This window comes from Ignavibacteriales bacterium (assembly GCA_026390815.1).
GTDB lineage: Bacteria > Bacteroidota > Ignavibacteria > Ignavibacteriales > SURF-24 > JAPLFH01.
This window is the reverse complement of sequence record JAPLFH010000040.1, coordinates 92,689-108,860: the sequence shown is the minus strand read 5'-3', so window position 1 is coordinate 108,860 and position 16,172 is coordinate 92,689. Positions and strand designations below refer to the sequence as shown.

The 16,172-nt window shown below is 32.1% G+C and carries 13 protein-coding genes; 8 read left to right on the top strand and 5 right to left on the bottom strand.

Annotated elements, in window-relative coordinates; genetic code table 11:
- Positions 1–5 precede the first annotated feature (5 nt).
- The 3 genes from serA to NTX22_12640 form a co-directional block, all read right to left on the bottom strand.
- The gene (serA, locus tag NTX22_12650; protein ID MCX6151372.1) at positions 6–1,202 is read right to left on the bottom strand and encodes a phosphoglycerate dehydrogenase; all 1,197 of its coding nucleotides are present in this window, start codon (positions 1,200–1,202) and stop codon (positions 6–8) included.
- Between the two features lie 236 nt (positions 1,203–1,438).
- Positions 1,439–3,901 (bottom strand): ATP-binding protein, encoded by a 2,463-nt coding sequence (locus tag NTX22_12645; protein MCX6151371.1) that lies wholly within the window; start codon positions 3,899–3,901, stop codon positions 1,439–1,441.
- Positions 3,902–4,160: 259 nt separating this feature from the next.
- Complete coding sequence (locus NTX22_12640; GenBank protein MCX6151370.1) at positions 4,161–5,639, bottom strand: aminotransferase class V-fold PLP-dependent enzyme; 1,479 nt, start codon at positions 5,637–5,639, stop codon at positions 4,161–4,163.
- Positions 5,640–5,821: 182 nt separating this feature from the next.
- Between NTX22_12640 and NTX22_12635 the strand changes: the two genes are divergently transcribed.
- A complete protein-coding gene (locus tag NTX22_12635; protein ID MCX6151369.1) occupies positions 5,822–6,124 on the top strand; it encodes a hypothetical protein in 303 nt (100 codons plus the stop codon).
- A gap of 161 nt (positions 6,125–6,285) precedes the next feature.
- Positions 6,286–6,597, top strand: a complete 312-nt coding sequence (locus NTX22_12630) for a hypothetical protein (protein ID MCX6151368.1) — start codon at positions 6,286–6,288, stop codon at positions 6,595–6,597.
- A 3-nt stretch (positions 6,598–6,600) separates the two neighbouring features.
- Here NTX22_12630 and NTX22_12625 read toward each other — a convergent pair whose 3' ends face one another.
- Positions 6,601–7,527, bottom strand: a complete 927-nt coding sequence (locus NTX22_12625; protein ID MCX6151367.1) for a J domain-containing protein — start codon at positions 7,525–7,527, stop codon at positions 6,601–6,603.
- A gap of 170 nt (positions 7,528–7,697) precedes the next feature.
- Here NTX22_12625 and NTX22_12620 point away from each other — a divergent pair, with 170 nt between their 5' ends.
- Positions 7,698–9,149, top strand: coding sequence for an aminopeptidase P N-terminal domain-containing protein (locus tag NTX22_12620; protein ID MCX6151366.1), 1,452 nt, complete (start codon positions 7,698–7,700; stop codon positions 9,147–9,149).
- A 15-nt stretch (positions 9,150–9,164) separates the two neighbouring features.
- On the opposite strand, the gene NTX22_12615 is transcribed toward NTX22_12620, so the two are convergent.
- Positions 9,165–11,198: a tetratricopeptide repeat-containing sensor histidine kinase gene (locus NTX22_12615; protein ID MCX6151365.1), complete on the bottom strand. Its 2,034-nt coding sequence runs from the start codon at positions 11,196–11,198 to the stop codon at positions 9,165–9,167.
- A gap of 165 nt (positions 11,199–11,363) precedes the next feature.
- Here NTX22_12615 and NTX22_12610 point away from each other — a divergent pair, with 165 nt between their 5' ends.
- The 5 genes from NTX22_12610 to budA all read left to right on the top strand — a co-directional run bounded on the left by NTX22_12610 (position 11,364) and on the right by budA (position 16,040).
- Positions 11,364–12,110, top strand: coding sequence for an ABC transporter ATP-binding protein (locus NTX22_12610; protein ID MCX6151364.1), 747 nt, complete (start codon positions 11,364–11,366; stop codon positions 12,108–12,110).
- Positions 12,107–13,792: a hypothetical protein gene (locus tag NTX22_12605; protein MCX6151363.1), complete on the top strand. Its 1,686-nt coding sequence runs from the start codon at positions 12,107–12,109 to the stop codon at positions 13,790–13,792. Before NTX22_12610 ends, NTX22_12605 begins: the two co-directional genes overlap by 4 nt.
- 63 nt (positions 13,793–13,855) lie before the next feature.
- Positions 13,856–14,776 (top strand): EamA family transporter, encoded by a 921-nt coding sequence (locus NTX22_12600; GenBank protein ID MCX6151362.1) that lies wholly within the window; start codon positions 13,856–13,858, stop codon positions 14,774–14,776.
- Between the two features lie 26 nt (positions 14,777–14,802).
- Positions 14,803–15,252, top strand: coding sequence for a hypothetical protein (locus tag NTX22_12595; protein MCX6151361.1), 450 nt, complete (start codon positions 14,803–14,805; stop codon positions 15,250–15,252).
- A 26-nt stretch (positions 15,253–15,278) separates the two neighbouring features.
- Positions 15,279–16,040, top strand: coding sequence for an acetolactate decarboxylase (gene budA, locus NTX22_12590; GenBank protein ID MCX6151360.1), 762 nt, complete (start codon positions 15,279–15,281; stop codon positions 16,038–16,040).
- The last annotated feature ends 132 nt before the right edge of the window (positions 16,041–16,172 follow it).

Below are 16,172 nucleotides of genomic sequence, written 5' to 3'. Positions count from 1 at the left end.
GAATATTAATATAGTATTCTTAACTTTATTGTGTGAGCTACTTTCTCAAGATCACCCATAAGTGAATCGTTATAATTTTTGTCTACATCGGCAATCACGTAACCAATCAACTCATTTGTTCGGAGGAATTGTGATTCTACGTTAACAGAATTTCTTGCAAAGATGGTATTGATTTGCGAAAGAACGCCTGGTAGATTTTTATGAACATGAAGCAACCGGTGAGAATCTGACATTGAAGGTAATTGAATTTTAGGAAAATTTACACTTGTATAAGTACTTCCGGTTCGGAGATACTCAATCATCTTATTAGAAACGAATTCCGCTATATTGTACTGCGCTTCCTCCGTACTACCACCAATATGCGGGGTTAATAGAACGTTTGGAAGATTTTGTAATGGAGAATAAAATTTTTCATCAGCACTTTTGGGTTCTTCCGGAAAAACATCAATAGAAGCACCAACTATTTTACCAGATACAATATTATTTTTCAACGCTTCAACATCAACAACAAAGCCACGGCTAAGATTTAAAACAATTACTCCATCCTTCATCAGATCAAATTCTTTCTCTCCAATCAATTTTACATTATTAGGATTTCCGTCAACGTGAATTGTTATTACATCAGCAATTTTAAAAAGCTCTTCAAGTGAAGATAAGCGGGTTGCGTTTCCTATTGTTAGTTTATCAACAACATCGTAATAATAAACAGTCATGCCCATTGCTTCCGCAAGCATAGAAACCTGTGAGCCTATATTTCCATAACCAATAATCCCAAGCTTTTTTCCACGGACTTCGTGAGCGTGATTTACTGATTTATCCCAAATTCCCTGGTGGGCTTTGTATATTTTATCATATAATTTCCTTATAAGGAAAATAATTTCAGCAATAACAATTTCTGCTACACTGCGGGTATTACTATACGGTGCATTAAAAACTGCAACTCCATTTAATGATGCTGCTTCCAGTTCAATCTGGTTTGTTCCTATGCAAAACGCACCAATGGCAAGCAGGTCTGGTGAATTTTCCAGAACTTTTTTTGAAATTTGTGTTCTTGAACGAATTCCTAAAAGCTGTACCTTTTTTAATGATTCAATCAGTTCATCATCTGGCAAACTTTTAGACAAACTCTCAATCTCAATTCCATCTTTTTTAAGAATTTCTTCTGCAAACGGATGAATATTTTCTAATAATAGCGCTTTCATGTTTTCTTTAAATTTTTATTGTGTTCTAAAAATAACATTTATTTTAAAGCAGTACAAAATATTTTCCAGCCCAAGGTGCAATTGGAAAGTATTAATGAATATAATTTTCTAAAAATGAAATTAAAACTATTATTGGGCTTAGCGTATAGCAGAAAATTCTATTGAGAGAAATTTATGTTGTAGTCACCAATTGTTTATCTGGAGCAATCAGTTGTTAATTTTATAAGATTGGAATTTTAGTCCAACACTTTATCAACTAATTTAACAATTTTATCTTTAGAAAAAGGTTTAGATAAATAATGCGTGCAACCTTCATTAAGAATTCTCTCCCTGTCACCAACCATAGCACAAGCTGTAATGGCAATTATAGGAATGTCCTGGTAACCATTTAGTTTTCTTATTTCCTTTGCTGCTTCAAGCCCATTCATTTTACCGGCAAGATTTATATCCATAAGAATTGCGGAATATTTTTTCTTTTGCGCCATTTCAATTGAGTTTTCACCGGTAGAAGTAAAATCGAGATGATAGGAATCCTTTAGAAACAGTTTAACAACTGAGCGATTAATCTCGTCATCTTCTACGAAAAGAAGTGCAGGAATGCTTCTTCTTTTAGCGATATTTGAAATTTCTGCTGGTTGTTGTTTTTGCTTTACTATTTTGATTGGACCTAAAGAATCAGGTTTAGAAACTATGATTGGAAAACTTATTTTAAAGATAGAACCAATACCTACTTTACTTTCAACATCAATTGAACCATTCATAGACTGAACAAACTTTTTTGTAATAGTTAAACCTAAGCCCGAACCATCAAACTTCCGGTTATAACCTTCGCTTACTTGTCTAAAGGGTTCAAATATAATATCCATACTCTGCGGAGGAATTCCGATTCCAGTATCTATAACACGAATAACGGCAAACTCATTTCCCTCATAATTTTCTTTTACAATTTCTAAATTAATCCCGCCGGTTTCTGTGTACTTAATCGCGTTATTTAAAAGATTAGATAGCACCTGTAAAAATATTTTTGCATCAAGATAAGCAAACAACATTTCATTTTTAATGGTTGTTCTAAGGTATAAGTTCTTCTTCCTGGCATACTCCTGAAATTTTTCTATTGATTCTTGTACAATTTGAGAAACATTAACTTTCTTTAGTTCTAATTCAAGTTTATTCGCTTCGATAATAGAAAGATCGAGAACAAGATTTAGCGTTTCAAGTAATCTTTGCCCACTTTCGTGAATCATATCAGCACGCATTTTTAATTCCGGATCAACAAGCTCAGTTGAAAGTAATTCAGCAAAACCCATTACGCCAATTAGTGGTGTACGCAGTTCATGACTCATATTAGCAAGAAAACTATTCTTCAGGCGATTCATATCTTCTGCTTTTTCCTTTGCAATTATAATTTCCTTTTCTGCATTTTTTCTATGGGAAATATCAATCGCAATTTCAAATCGAACATCTTTACCATTGGGCCATCTGATTATTTTATCGGTAATAAGATAATCTTTACCAAGCAAATGGTTGTGGAATTCCCACTGGTAAGGTTCGCCATTAAGTTCTTTGATCTTTGCATTTGTGCAAAATTTACATGGTAAATCAAATCCATACAAAATTTTATAACATTTTTTTCCAATAGCCTCAGATTTAACTAGTCGTTGAGTAAACGGATTTGTATAAAGTATTTCATGGGAATTTAAATCCGCCACGTATATTAGCTCACTTAAACTATCAAATAGATAAAGCATTTCATCTCTCTCATTTTCCAGCGTGATCTCAGTTTTTTTTCTTGTGGTAATGTTCCTAACAACTGCCAAAACTTCATTTTGCCCGGCTTTAACAATATGCGATTCATAAAAATTGGTCTTGCCGGCAAGATTCATACTATATTCCAGCACTTCATTATTCCCGGATTCTATACAAAGTTTTACCAATCCTAATATTTTTTCGGAAAGATCGGAGTTAAAAATATCTTTTATATTTGCTCCAATTATTTTTTCCTTGGGAAGGGCTAATTCGCCAGTATTGTTTGCATGGAAATCGACGAATACTCCTGCCAGATTAATTCTGAACATTAAATCAGGAATTGCTTTTAATGTTACCCGATATTGATCTTCAATTTCAGTTAATGCTAATTTGGCAAGTTTACATTCTCTTTCTAATTTCTTTTCATTTGTATTATCTCTTGCGCATCCAATCGTTCCAATAATATTTCCAAGATCATCAACCAACGGAGCTTTGTAAATATCAAGAAATAAGTATTCGCCTTTAACATTACCAAATTCTTCAAATCTTTCTAACTTTTTACTATTCATTACCCTGGAATCTGATTCCTCGCTAATTTCTCCGAAAGTATACCAATTCGCATTCGCGGGATGCAAAGCTTTTTCTCTTTCAACAAAAAAGGATTCTGATTTTCCAATTGGTTCATCTGTACTTTTTGCCATCAGCAATTTATTACAAAGCGCTTTGTTAGTGAAGATATAATTATTATCCAAATCCTTAACCCAGATCATATCTGGAAGGTCATTACACATTAAAGTTAAAATATTGCCTAATGACTTATAATCCTCACTAATATTAATTGGTTGATTGATTTTTGGAAAACCAGGATAGGCTGATTCTAAATATCTGATTCTCTCTTTAAGAAATTCATTTTCCGCAGATAATTCTTCGATAGTTAGAGAAATATTATTCATAAACCCCTCTCTTTTGAGTTTTGTATTGAATTATCGACAAAATTCAAAGAAAATTAAATAAGCTAAAACAAATCTAAATAATTGAGTACAATTTACGTTAAGCATAGAAAATCTCTTTTGATTTTATTCACAATAATCGGGCAAACATTTATCATTACATCAAAATATAATTAAGCAACAATATAAATTACATAGAACCAAATTTTTCGCTTTACATAACTTCTAGCTTGAATATTCTTTTGTTAAACTGGAAGCGGTATTAATCTAAATTAAAAAGTTTATTTGATTGAACTTTATCCTCCCTTGAATTGATATTGTAAAATATATTTTTGGTTGGAGAATATTGATAATCCGCTTTTAATTTATCAATATTTTCAACTAATTCTTTAATTGCACCTGTTATAAAAAATAATTCATCATTTGTTGTAGTTGGGTGGAGAGATAGGCGAACCCAGCCCGGTTTTGCCGATAGATCTCCATGATCAATTTGGGTTGTTATTTTTTTAGAAAGCTGCGGACCGATATGAAGCAAATAATGCCCATAAGTTCCAGCGCAAGAACAACCGCCCCTAACCTGAACACCATATCGATCATTTAATAACTTTACAACTAAATTATAGTGAACATTTTCTACATAGAATGAAATAATTCCCATTCGCTCTTCTACATTATTGGCAAGAATATGAAGACTGGGAATTTTTTTAAATTCTTTGAAAGCAATTTTCAATAATTCCTTTTCTCTTACTTGCATATTTTTCACATTCATTTCGTTTTTAAGCTGTATACATAAAGCAGCTTTAATTGTCTGAAGAAATCCAGGTGTTCCTCCATCTTCCCTAATTTCAATATCATTCAGGAATCTATATTTTCCCCATGGATTTGTCCAATCAACAGTTCCGCCCCCAGGTTGATCCGGAGTTTTTCTATCATAAAGTTTAGAATCGAATACTATTACGCCTGGTGTTCCTGGTCCACCTAAAAATTTGTGCGGTGAAAAAAATATTGCATCTAATTTTTCAAGTTGGTCCTTAGGATGCATATTGATTTCATCATAAGGTGCAGAAGCAGCAAAGTCAATAAAACAAACGCCTCCATATTCGTGCATCAATTTTGCCATTTGATGATATGGAGTTCGAATACCTGTAACATTTGAACAAGAAGTAAAAGAACCAATCTTAATTTTTCTATTTTTAAATTTGTTTAATTGATGATGAAGTTTGTTAAGATCAACTAAACCATCAGCATCCGGTTCTAGTACAACTACTTCTGCCAGAGTTGGAAGCCAGTTAGTATGATTTGAATGATGTTCCATGTGTGTAAGAAAAACAACCGGTTTATCGTCCCCTTTTAGATTTATGCAATCCTTAACTTGTTCTGGTACCGCAAGTCCTAAAATGCGTTGGAATTTATTAATAACAGTAGTCATTCCAAATCCGGCGGTTATTATTACATCGTCAGTTCCTGCATTTACATGATTCTTAATCATTTCGTGAGCAGCATGGTAAGCTCTTGTCATTGTTAAACCGGTTATACTTGATTCCGAATGTGTGTTGCCAACAAACGGACCGAATCTTTCCAGCATTATTCTTTCGATGGGTTTGTATAACCTGCCACTGGCAATCCAGTCGGCATATACAATTCTTTTTTTACCAAAAGGGGTTTGGAAGTGTTGATTATACCCGACTATATTACTTCTAAACTTTTCAAAATATATTTCTTGTTTATCTATAATTTTCATATAGCTGTAAATTTCTGATGGGGAAATATATAAATTTTAAATGAGATATTTTACAATCTAATTCCTGCGTATTTTCCTCAAATTGAATAACAAAGGAATGTTCTTTCAGTGTACTTATTCCAGTACTTAATTTTTATACTTTTTACTCGATAATTTACTTAACTATAAATGCGGAGTTATACATGGCTAAATCAAATTGTTGGGAAATAAAAAATTGCGGGCGGCAGCCTGGTGGCATAAAAATTAAAGATTTTGGAATATGCCCAGCTTCAACTGAAGTGCGGTTGAATGATATTAATTCGGGGAAAAATGGTGGAAGATCTTGCTGGGCAATTACTGGCACTTTATGCGGTGGTAAAGTACAGGGATCCTTTGCTACTAAACTTGGTAATTGTTTAGAATGTGCTTTTTATAAATCCGTTCTAAACGATGAAGGAAAACAGCTAATGGGTGTAAGAGATATTTTGGCAAAACTTAAAAACTGATAATTATTTTTATTTATAAAGGAGATGTTTTACAATCAAACTTGATTGCTTTTCTAAATTTGATTGGCGGGCAGGTATTATTTAAATCTTATTATTCGCGTGCTAAAATTTTTTACTTTTTAATCGATAATAGACTTTAGTTATATATACGGAATTAAATGATGGCAAAATCTAATTGCTGGGAAATTAAAAATTGTGGGCGGCAACCTGGTGGAGTAAAGGTAAAAGATTATCGGGAATGTCCTGCTTCCACAGAAGTGCGTTTGAATGGAATAAATTCAGGGCAAAATGGCGGTAGATGTTGCTGGCCAATTTCAGGTACTTTTTGTGGTGGCAAAATTCAAGGAACATTTGCTGTTAAATATGGAAATTGCTTAGAGTGTAACTTTTACAAGACCGTTTTTTGTGAAGAAGGAAAACAATTAGTAAGTGTTAAAGATATCTTGGCGAAACTTAAAAATTGTGAATATTAAATATCAATTTAGTTTTCCCTTTCTCAATTCAGCTAATTTATTGAATAACTTAATTTCTTCATGAGACAAGTTTTGGGGAATAGTTATGTTAATTTTGATAAACAAATCACCACGAAATGAATTATTATCATAATCCCTAAAACCCATTCCTTTAATCCTTAATAATTTTCCATTCTCTGTTTCTTTCGGAATATCGATACTAATCGTTTTTCCATCAAGAGTTTTTATTTGTTTTTTTCCACCAAGTATTGCAGTGAACAAATCGACGTTTAATGTAAGGTAAAGATCATTCCCCTTTCTTTCAAACAACGATTGTTTACCAATATGAATAGTTAAATATAAATCACCCTTATCACCGCCACCTAAGCCAGAGGCACCCTGATTTTTCAATCGAAGTTTTTTCCCGTCTTCAATTCCAGGATTAATTTTCACTTTCAAAGTTCTACCATCCACGGTAATCTGTTTTTCTATTCCAGAGAAAGCTTCTTCCAAAGAAATATGAAGTGCTGCTTCATAATCAGCACCTTTACGCACCCGCACACGCGATGTTCTTGTTCTACCACCCATAAAATTTTCGAACAGATCAGAAAATCCGCCATAATCTTCAAAAATATCTTTAAAATTTCCTGAAAAGTCAGAACTTTTATTTCTGGAAGATGATTGATTCTTAAACCAATTATCAAAGTCGCTGCCTGCAAATTGAGAATTATTCCAATTTGAACCTAATCGATCATATTTTTTTCTTTTATCAGGATCGCTAAGCACTTCATTAGCTTCATTAATTTCCTTAAACTTCTCTTCGGAGGATTTATCCCCCTGGTTCTTATCCGGATGAAAACGTTTAGCCAACTTGCGATAAGCTTTCCTTATCTCATCTTGCGTAGCGGTTTTACCCACTCCCAATATTTTGTAGTAATCTTTAAAATCCATTAGCAATTAAATATTTGTTACACCACAATTTTAAAATTTTTCTTTACTATTCAAAATAATTTTGAAAATATTATACTAATCAATAGAATATTTATATGGATTTTAAACAATGAGTTCATTAAATATGATTCAAAAATTATTCGTTATTGGTAAATTTTTAGGAAAATAAAATGTGGAATAGAAATCCGGTCAATCCTTTTTTGGTGATTTTAAATTTTCTAATCATCATTCCGTTTATCAACTATTATCCTCAATTAAGCGATAAAACCACTTTTAAAAATCGAAGAGAATCTCTTCTTAGTAAAATGGATGGCGGGATTGCCATAATTAAAGGGGCAAAGGTTGCCAACAGAAATGGTGATGTTGATTTTCAGTTTAGACAAAATAGTGATTTCTATTATTTAACTGGATTTGAAGAACCAGGTTCAGCATTGCTATTAATTCCAGGGGAAAATAAAAAGTTTGTTATGTTCGTTCGCCAAAAAAATTTAATGATGGAAGCATGGATGGGCGCAAGATCTGGAATTGAAGGTGCCATAAAAAATTTTGACGCTGATACTGCCTTTGGAATCGGTTTGTTTGAAAAAACGTTGACCAGTTATTTAAAAGGAAAAAATAAAATTTATCTTAATACTTCCGACAAAGATTTTGTTAAACTTATTGATAGTTTATATAAAAAAGCGAATGGCAATCTGAACAAAGAAAACTTAAATGTGAATAAGATTATTGCGGAGATGAGAGTTATTAAAAGTCCCGAAGAAATTTCATTGATAAAAACTGCGTGCGATATTACAGCGGAAGCACAAATTGAAGCAATGAAGGCAGCCAAACCAAACATTATGGAAATTGAGCTGGCTGCAATAATCGAATACATATTTAAAAAAGATGGAGCCCAATACACTGCATTTCCATCAATTGTTGGTTCAGGAATAAATTCAACAATACTACATTACGAAGCCGGTAACAGAAAGTTGGAGAAAAATGATGTTGTTGTTATGGATTTGGGATCTGAATATAATAATTATGCTTCAGATATTACACGCACAATTCCGGCTAATGGAAAATTTTCTACAGAACAAAAAGATATTTATGAAATTGTACTGCATGCATTAAATGAAACGATAGATTATGCAAAACCTGGCATTGGATTCAATGAAATTCAGAACCATGCTAAAAATATTATAACCGATGGATTATTCAATCTTGGCTTAATATTCGATAAAACAAAAAGCTGGCAAACGGATATCTGGATGCCTCATGGTATTAGTCATTATGTCGGTTTGGACGTTCATGATGTTGGCGATGTAAATTATAGCGATCCCATAGGACGACTGGTTGAACCCGGAATGGTTTTTACTATTGAACCTGGTATTTATGTTAGTGAAAATGTTTTGATCAACCTAAAAGAATTTTATGGATATAAAGTTAATAAAAACGAATTAGAGGAATTTATAATTAAGGTTAAACCTAACGTTGAAAAATATAAAAACATTGGTATCCGTATAGAAGATACTGTTGTAATCACAAATAATAGCTGCCAAGTTCTTTCATCTAAAGCTCCAAAAGAAATTGACGAAATTGAAAATTTAATGCTGGAGAAAAGCAGTTTCATAGCAAAGTAAATTGAATGATTAATATTAATTCCCCGATGGAAGTGTAAAGGTGAATGTACTGCCTGACTCTAAATCACTTTTAACCCAAATTTCACCGCTACATTTCTCAACCATTTCTTTGCACAACAATAATCCTAATCCTGTTCCTTTTTCCTTCGCAGTACCGTTGCTCGATTCTAACCTGGAGGTAAAGACTTTACCCATTTCTTCTGGTCCGATCCCAACGCCAAAATCTTTAACGGAAAATTCTTTGTGTTTATTTTTTGAAATTGAAGATATAATTATTTTTCCATCGTTACAGCTATATTTTATTGCATTTGAAATCAAGTTGCGAAATATTAGATGTACCATTTCTTTATCTGCAAAAACTTTTTGCTCAAACTTAATTTCGTTTATCAAGTTCAAATTTTTATTTATAGCATTTGATTTAAATAAACCGATTACATCTTCTACAATTTTATTTACTTCAATTATTTCTGGATTAAATTCAATTCCTCCCAGATTCAATCTTGACCAGTTGAGTAAGTTTTCGAGCAATTCAAAAACTTTTTTTGCTGAATCGTTTATACCAAAAGAATAATTTTTAATTTCATCACTGGTAAGAGATTCATAATCTTCTGATAGAAATTGAGAAAGACCGATTAAAGAAGTAAAAGGGCTTCTTAGGTCGTGGGCTATAATTCCGAACAGTTTATCTTTATCAGAATTTAGGTTAGTCAATTCTCTATTTAACAACTGCAACTGCTCTTTCTGAGAGTTTATTTCTTTATTTTTTTCTTTTAATACATTTAGAGATTTTCGTTTAGAGAAATATGCCGAAAACGTTACGCCTGCCAAACTAGTAATTAAAACAATAACAATTATTAAAAAAATTCGCCAGTTTTTATCAATTATAGAATCTTTCTGAAGTATGTTCAATTCCTTTTCTTTTTTGTCGGTTTCGTATTTAACCTGAACTTCCGCAATTACGCCGCCATTTTTTTCAGTGACCATTGAATCACTATAAGCTTTAAAAAGTTTTTGATATTGAAGTGCGTTTTTATAATCACCTTTTTTCTCAAAAGCTTCTGAAATTTTTTGATATGAAGAAATAATGCCCCTTAAATCGTAATAACTTTTCCTGGTTTCGACTGATTTAAAAAAATAGTCTAGTGCCTGTTTAAAGTTGTTTAGTTTTAAATAAACGCTACCAATATCGGTATAAGTATTCCCAACTCCTTTTAAATCACCAAGCTCCTGCTTTATTTTAAGCGATTGCTGAAGATATTCTAATGCTTTATTCTGTGATCCTTTTTCTCTATTAATAATTCCCAGGTTATCATAAATGGCTGCAATTCCAAATCTATCACCCAGCATTTTTCTAATTGCTAAAGATTTTTCGTTGTAGCTTAAAGCTCTATCAAAATTATGGCTGCGTATAAAAACAAAACCAAGATGCTCATAAGATAATGCAATTCCTTCCAGATCATTAATTTGGCTGGAAACTCTCAAAGCATTCTGCATATATTTTATTGCTTTTTGATTATCATTAAGTATATAATTTGTAATGCCGATAAAATTATAACCGGTTGCTAAATTCTTTTTATCGCCAATACTTTCTGATACTTTTACTGCTTCAAAATTATGCTCAATGGCTTTTTCATAATCACCTAAACAGATATCTGTCATCCCTAAAAAATTCAAGGACCTGGCAATTCCATTATTATCCGCAATTGACTTTTTTATAACATATGCAGTCTGAAAATTATCATATGCATTGTAGTATTTATGAAAATTGTACTGAACCGTACCTAATTCGAGTAATAAATCAGATTCTCCCTTTTTATAATTCAACTTTCTGGAAAACTCCAATCCGTTATCTATCCATTTCATTCCTTCTGATGGTTGGACCTTTGAATAGCATTCTGCAAGATTTGTAATAGCATCTACTTTCTTTGTACCAACAAGTGTGGGAATTTTGTTCAAAAGACTATCTATTTTGTTTTCGATAATCGTTTGAGCAAATGAATTGACAATTACGCAAGCTTCAAACAATAATAGGAATAATTTGATTTTCATAAAGGTTTTTTAATAATAACAGCCACCGTAAATATATTGTTTTATATCTAATTATCGAAAATAAAATCATCTTGTTAATACAACAAAAGTAAACTTGTTTAATAAACGAATAAGAACAATTTAGACTTAAAATTAGTAATTTTCTAAAGGGACAATAATTTTTTAATGATTTTTATTATCGTTAGTTATATGCTTAAATTTTTGAACCTGACTAAAAAATTTGGCGGCTTTACCGCAGTTGATGGTTTAAATCTCCACATAAAGAAGAAAGATTTATTTGGCTTCCTTGGTCCCAACGGTGCAGGAAAAACAACCACAATAAAAATGATGGTTAGCCTTTATGCTCCGAGCTCTGGTTCAATCATAATAAATGAAAAGGATGCTGCTGACTTCCAAAATGAAACAAAAAAATTATTCGCATACATTCCAGACCAACCATTTGTTTATGACAAATTAACCGGAAGAGAATATTTATTCTTCTGCGGCGGTTTATACAATCTCTCAAAGAACAATATCAAAAATAAAATTGAAGAGTTAATTGAATTGTTAAAAATAGGTGATTGGATTAACAAGCGAACAGAAGTTTACTCGCAAGGAATGCGGCAGCGGATTGTTATTGCCTCTGCTTTTCTGCACGATCCAAAACTAATTATTATTGATGAACCAATGATTGGACTTGATCCACAAAGCGCTTTTATTGTTAAACAAGTGTTAAAACAAAAAGTAAATGATGGTGCAACTGTTTTTATGTCCACACATAGTCTGCACATAGTGGAGGAGATTTGTAACCGGGTTGGAATAATTAATAATGGCAAACTTATTTATGATGGTTCAATCGAAATGCTTCAGAAAATGAAGAATGAAAAGAACAATAATTTTGAAGAATTGTTTATAGAACTTACAAGCGAATGAAGCAGATTGCTCACATAATCAAATACAAGATTCTTACATTCCTAAAGCTAAATCCAATAAATACCTCCGGTGATTTTTTAAAAAGTTTTGGAAGCGTGATTGTTTATTCAGGTTTTGCAATCGGAACATTTTTTTTCTCTAAGTCTGTAATAAATTACCTGTTAGTAGAAATGAAAATCGGTTTGTTCCTGCTTCACGAATTTCTTTCAATTATATTATTCATCTTTTTTCTTTCTGTTAACGTTGGTAACATTATTGTTTCTTATTCTACACTTTACAAATCAGGCGAGATTGACTTTCTGCTTACAAAACCAATTAGCCCGTTAAAAATTTTTGTTATCAAATTTTTAGATAACTTTTTCTACAGCTCATCAACTCTGCTGTTAATAATATTTTCTTCCTTCCTTGGATACGGGATTTATTTTAAAATTGACCTTCTAACAATTTTTTCAGTTGTCCTCTTCAATTTCCTGCCATTTATGTTTACAGCCGCCGCTATCGGTGTTATAATTCTTTTGTTAGTAATGAAGTTGGCTTCTAAGATAAATTTTAAATATATAATTTATGGCTTAATCATTTTTTATTTAACATCGTTAATTACGTTCTTTAAAATTTCATCTCCTGTTAAACTTGTTAATAGTGTAATGGAATATTATCCAAATGTCGATCAATATTTTGGACAGCTTATTCCACCAATAACAAAACTGCTACCCAACCACTGGCTGTCAGAATCGCTTTATTGGATAGTTTTAAATCATTCGGATAGAGCATTTCCATATTTTATTTTTCAAGTTTTATCCTCAGTTATATTGTTTTCAATTGCTGTAATGATTGGAAGGAAATGGTATTACAAAACATGGCTTAGTTCCTTTAACCTTCGGAATGGGCAAAAGAAAAGACAAAATCATAACACGAGTTTATTTGATTTTGAAAATAAATCAGCAATTAAATCACAAACGGAAATGATTCTGAAAAAAGAATACAAATTATTTTTCCGTGAACCAAGCCAGGTAATCCATCTTAGCCTGCTATTAATTCTAATTACTATTTTTATTTTTAGTCTCAAAGGTTTATCGCTTCTTGGAACACGAATAACAGAACTTCAAACAATTATTTATCTATCGGTTTTTCTATTTAACATTTTGTTTGTTTCAACATTATCGCTGCGTTTTGTTTTTCCAATCATCAGCCTGGAGGGTGAATCTTTCTGGAAAATTAAAACTTCACCAATAAATGTTGTTAAAGCAATGCGCATAAAGTTGATGGTTTACATTATTCCAATTTTTATTATTTCGCAAATTCTAAGTTTCTTCTCTAACCGGAAATTTTCTAGCGATTTAATTTTGATAGCCGGAATTATTTCAGCTTTTTCCACTATTGTTTTGGTAATGTTAAATTTTGGGATGGGCGGCATTTTTGCAAATTTTAAAGAGCGAAATCCAATCCGGATTTCTTCTTCACAAGGTGCTTCTATAGCATTTTTACTAAATATAGTTTACATGATTTTTCTTGTTTCGGTTATGCTAATTCCTATCAGCAAATATTTCGAAGCAGTTAAAAACTATCTTGTTCCTGATCTAACTAATATGATTATTTCTGTATCGATAATCGGAGTTACATCAATCTTAATTTCTTTCCTTTTTTATAGGCTTTGTATAAAATCTCTCTCCCGCGATTTTTAATTTGGGAATTTTAATTATTTTACTTTTATTTTCATTAGGATTTGAAATTACATTAAAACTATATTGAACAAAGAAAACATAAAAGCATACATAGCTTGGATTAACATCTGCATAGTTTGGGGAACTACTTACCTTGCTATTAGAATTGGAGTAGAAGGTTTACCACCAATGCTATTTGCTGGCTTAAGATGGATTCTGGCTGGTTCGATTCTTTTCATTTATTTAAAACTTAGTGGTTACAAATTACCCGACCGAAAAGAATTTTTGCATATTTCCGTTATCGGAATTCTTTTACTTGGTTTTGGCAATGGTTTAGTTGTTGTTGGTGAACAATGGATTGAAAGCGGATTGGCTGCACTGCTAATTACAACTGTACCATTCTGGATAGTTGGACTTGAAGCATTTATGCCCGGAGCAAAAAAAATAAATGCTTTAGTTCTTATAGGTTTATTCCTCGGTTTAGCTGGTGTTACTTTAATTTTCGGAAGTAACTTAAAATATCTTTTTGAACCCTCACACATTGCCGGTATTATTAGCTTAATGATAGCAGTTGCAATTTGGTCAATCGGTACACTCTACTCCAAATACAAAAAGTTAAACGTTCATCCTTTAATGAGTGCTTCAGTACAAATGTTAGTTGCAGGAGTTTTACAAACAATTTTAGGAATTATTTTAGGCGAACTTCCAAAACTAAACTTTCAGGTTAACAGCTTTTTGGCATTTTTATATCTTGTTACATTTGGATCTTTGATCGGTTATACATCCTATATTTATGCTGTCACTCATTTACCGGTATCTTTAGTTTCAACTTATGCGTATATAAATCCGGTGATTGCTGTTTTTTTAGGGTGGCTGGTTCTTGGAGAAACATTAAATCTGATAACCGTCATCGCTTCGTTTGTTATTATACTTGGAGTGGCAATTGTAAAACGTGGTGTTGAAAAAAGTAAAATGGAATTAATCCCAACATCAGAAAAAAGATAGTTGAGAAAATTGAGGAACAGCAAATTATGGTAGAAAATAAAAAAGAATATGATCCTCGTATGCATTCAGCAGAGCACATATTGAATCAAACGATGGTAAGAATGTATAACTGCGGCAGGTCTTTCCGTGCTCATATCGAAAGTAAAAAATCAAAGTGCGATTACCGGCTTGACCATAATTTAACTGATGAAGAAAAAAACGAAATTGAAGCACGTGTTAATTCAATTATAAAAGCTGATGTGCCGGTTGTTGAAGCTTTTCTAACAAGAGAAGAAGCACACAAAGAAGTGAGTTTATCAAAGTTGCCGGAAGATGCTGGTGAGACAATAAGAATCATCAAGATTGGTGATTATGATAAATGTCCTTGCAGCGGTCAGCACGTAAAGACAACAAGTGAAATTGGTGGTTTTAAAATCATCTCTACAGATTTTAGTGATGGAGTTTTAAGATTGAGATTCAAGTTGGATTTGGAATAACCACAAAAACTATTTTAAGGATAAAGATGAAAAAATATTTACTGATTTCCATTCTATCAATTTATGCAATTACCTATTCGCAGGATAAGTTGGATATTATTTATCAAACCTCCACAATCAATGCGCTGATGGAAGGTGTGTTTGATGGACCAGTATCTTTTGCTGAGCTTAAAAAGCATGGTGATTTTGGCTTAGGCACATTTAATTCGGTAGATGGAGAAATGATTGAGCTTGATGGAATAATTTACCAGGTAAAAGCAGATGGAAAGATCTATCCCGTTGATGGGAAAATGCAAACTCCATTTTCTGTCGTAACTTTTTTCAAAGCAGATAATTCTTTTGCGGTAAAAGAAATTGATCTTAAAAAAATTGAAGAGGAAATCGATAAAAGTATTCCATCAAAAAATTTGTTTTACGCATTTAAGGTAACAGGAAATTTTGCTTATGTTAAAACACGGAGCGTTCCGGGTCAATCTAAACCGTATCCAAAACTAATTGAAGTAACCAAGAATCAAGCAGTATTCGAATTCAAGAATCTGAAAGGCACATTGATAGGATTTAGAGTTCCAACTTATGCAAACGGATTTAATGTTCCTGGTTACCATTTTCACTTCTTATCCGAAGATAAAAAGTGCGGTGGACATTTATTGGATTGCAACCTGGTTGAAGGAAATATTTCAATTGATCAGAAGCAGAATATTTTGGTTTCTCTTCCATCAACTAAAGAATTTTTTGATGCTGATTTAAGCCAAGACAAACAGCTGGAAGTGAAGAAAGCAGAGAAATAAATATTTTAAGGATGTCTCAAACGTTTTTTTAGGTTGTCATTCACACAAAAGTGGAAACCCACTTAAATATTGAAACTTGAATTCAAGTTTACTTTAGAATGACATTAGGAATTCAACTTTTAAGACAATTTC

What these genes read in the sequence shown, in the direction of transcription:
- NTX22_12620 (MCX6151366.1), top strand. Translation starts at nt 7,698, where the DNA reads ATGTGGAATAGAAATCCGGTCAATCCTTTTTTGGTGATTTTAAATTTT.
- NTX22_12630 (MCX6151368.1), top strand. Translation starts at nt 6,286, where the DNA reads ATGGCAAAATCTAATTGCTGGGAAATTAAAAATTGTGGGCGGCAACCT.
- NTX22_12645 (MCX6151371.1), bottom strand. Translation starts at nt 3,901, where the DNA reads ATGAATAATATTTCTCTAACTATCGAAGAATTATCTGCGGAAAATGAA.
- budA (MCX6151360.1), top strand. Translation starts at nt 15,279, where the DNA reads ATGAAAAAATATTTACTGATTTCCATTCTATCAATTTATGCAATTACC.
- NTX22_12625 (MCX6151367.1), bottom strand. Translation starts at nt 7,527, where the DNA reads ATGGATTTTAAAGATTACTACAAAATATTGGGAGTGGGTAAAACCGCT.
- NTX22_12640 (MCX6151370.1), bottom strand. Translation starts at nt 5,639, where the DNA reads ATGAAAATTATAGATAAACAAGAAATATATTTTGAAAAGTTTAGAAGT.
- serA (MCX6151372.1), bottom strand. Translation starts at nt 1,202, where the DNA reads ATGAAAGCGCTATTATTAGAAAATATTCATCCGTTTGCAGAAGAAATT.
- NTX22_12595 (MCX6151361.1), top strand. Translation starts at nt 14,803, where the DNA reads ATGGTAGAAAATAAAAAAGAATATGATCCTCGTATGCATTCAGCAGAG.
- NTX22_12635 (MCX6151369.1), top strand. Translation starts at nt 5,822, where the DNA reads ATGGCTAAATCAAATTGTTGGGAAATAAAAAATTGCGGGCGGCAGCCT.
- NTX22_12605 (MCX6151363.1), top strand. Translation starts at nt 12,107, where the DNA reads ATGAAGCAGATTGCTCACATAATCAAATACAAGATTCTTACATTCCTA.
- NTX22_12610 (MCX6151364.1), top strand. Translation starts at nt 11,364, where the DNA reads ATGATTTTTATTATCGTTAGTTATATGCTTAAATTTTTGAACCTGACT.
- NTX22_12615 (MCX6151365.1), bottom strand. Translation starts at nt 11,198, where the DNA reads ATGAAAATCAAATTATTCCTATTATTGTTTGAAGCTTGCGTAATTGTC.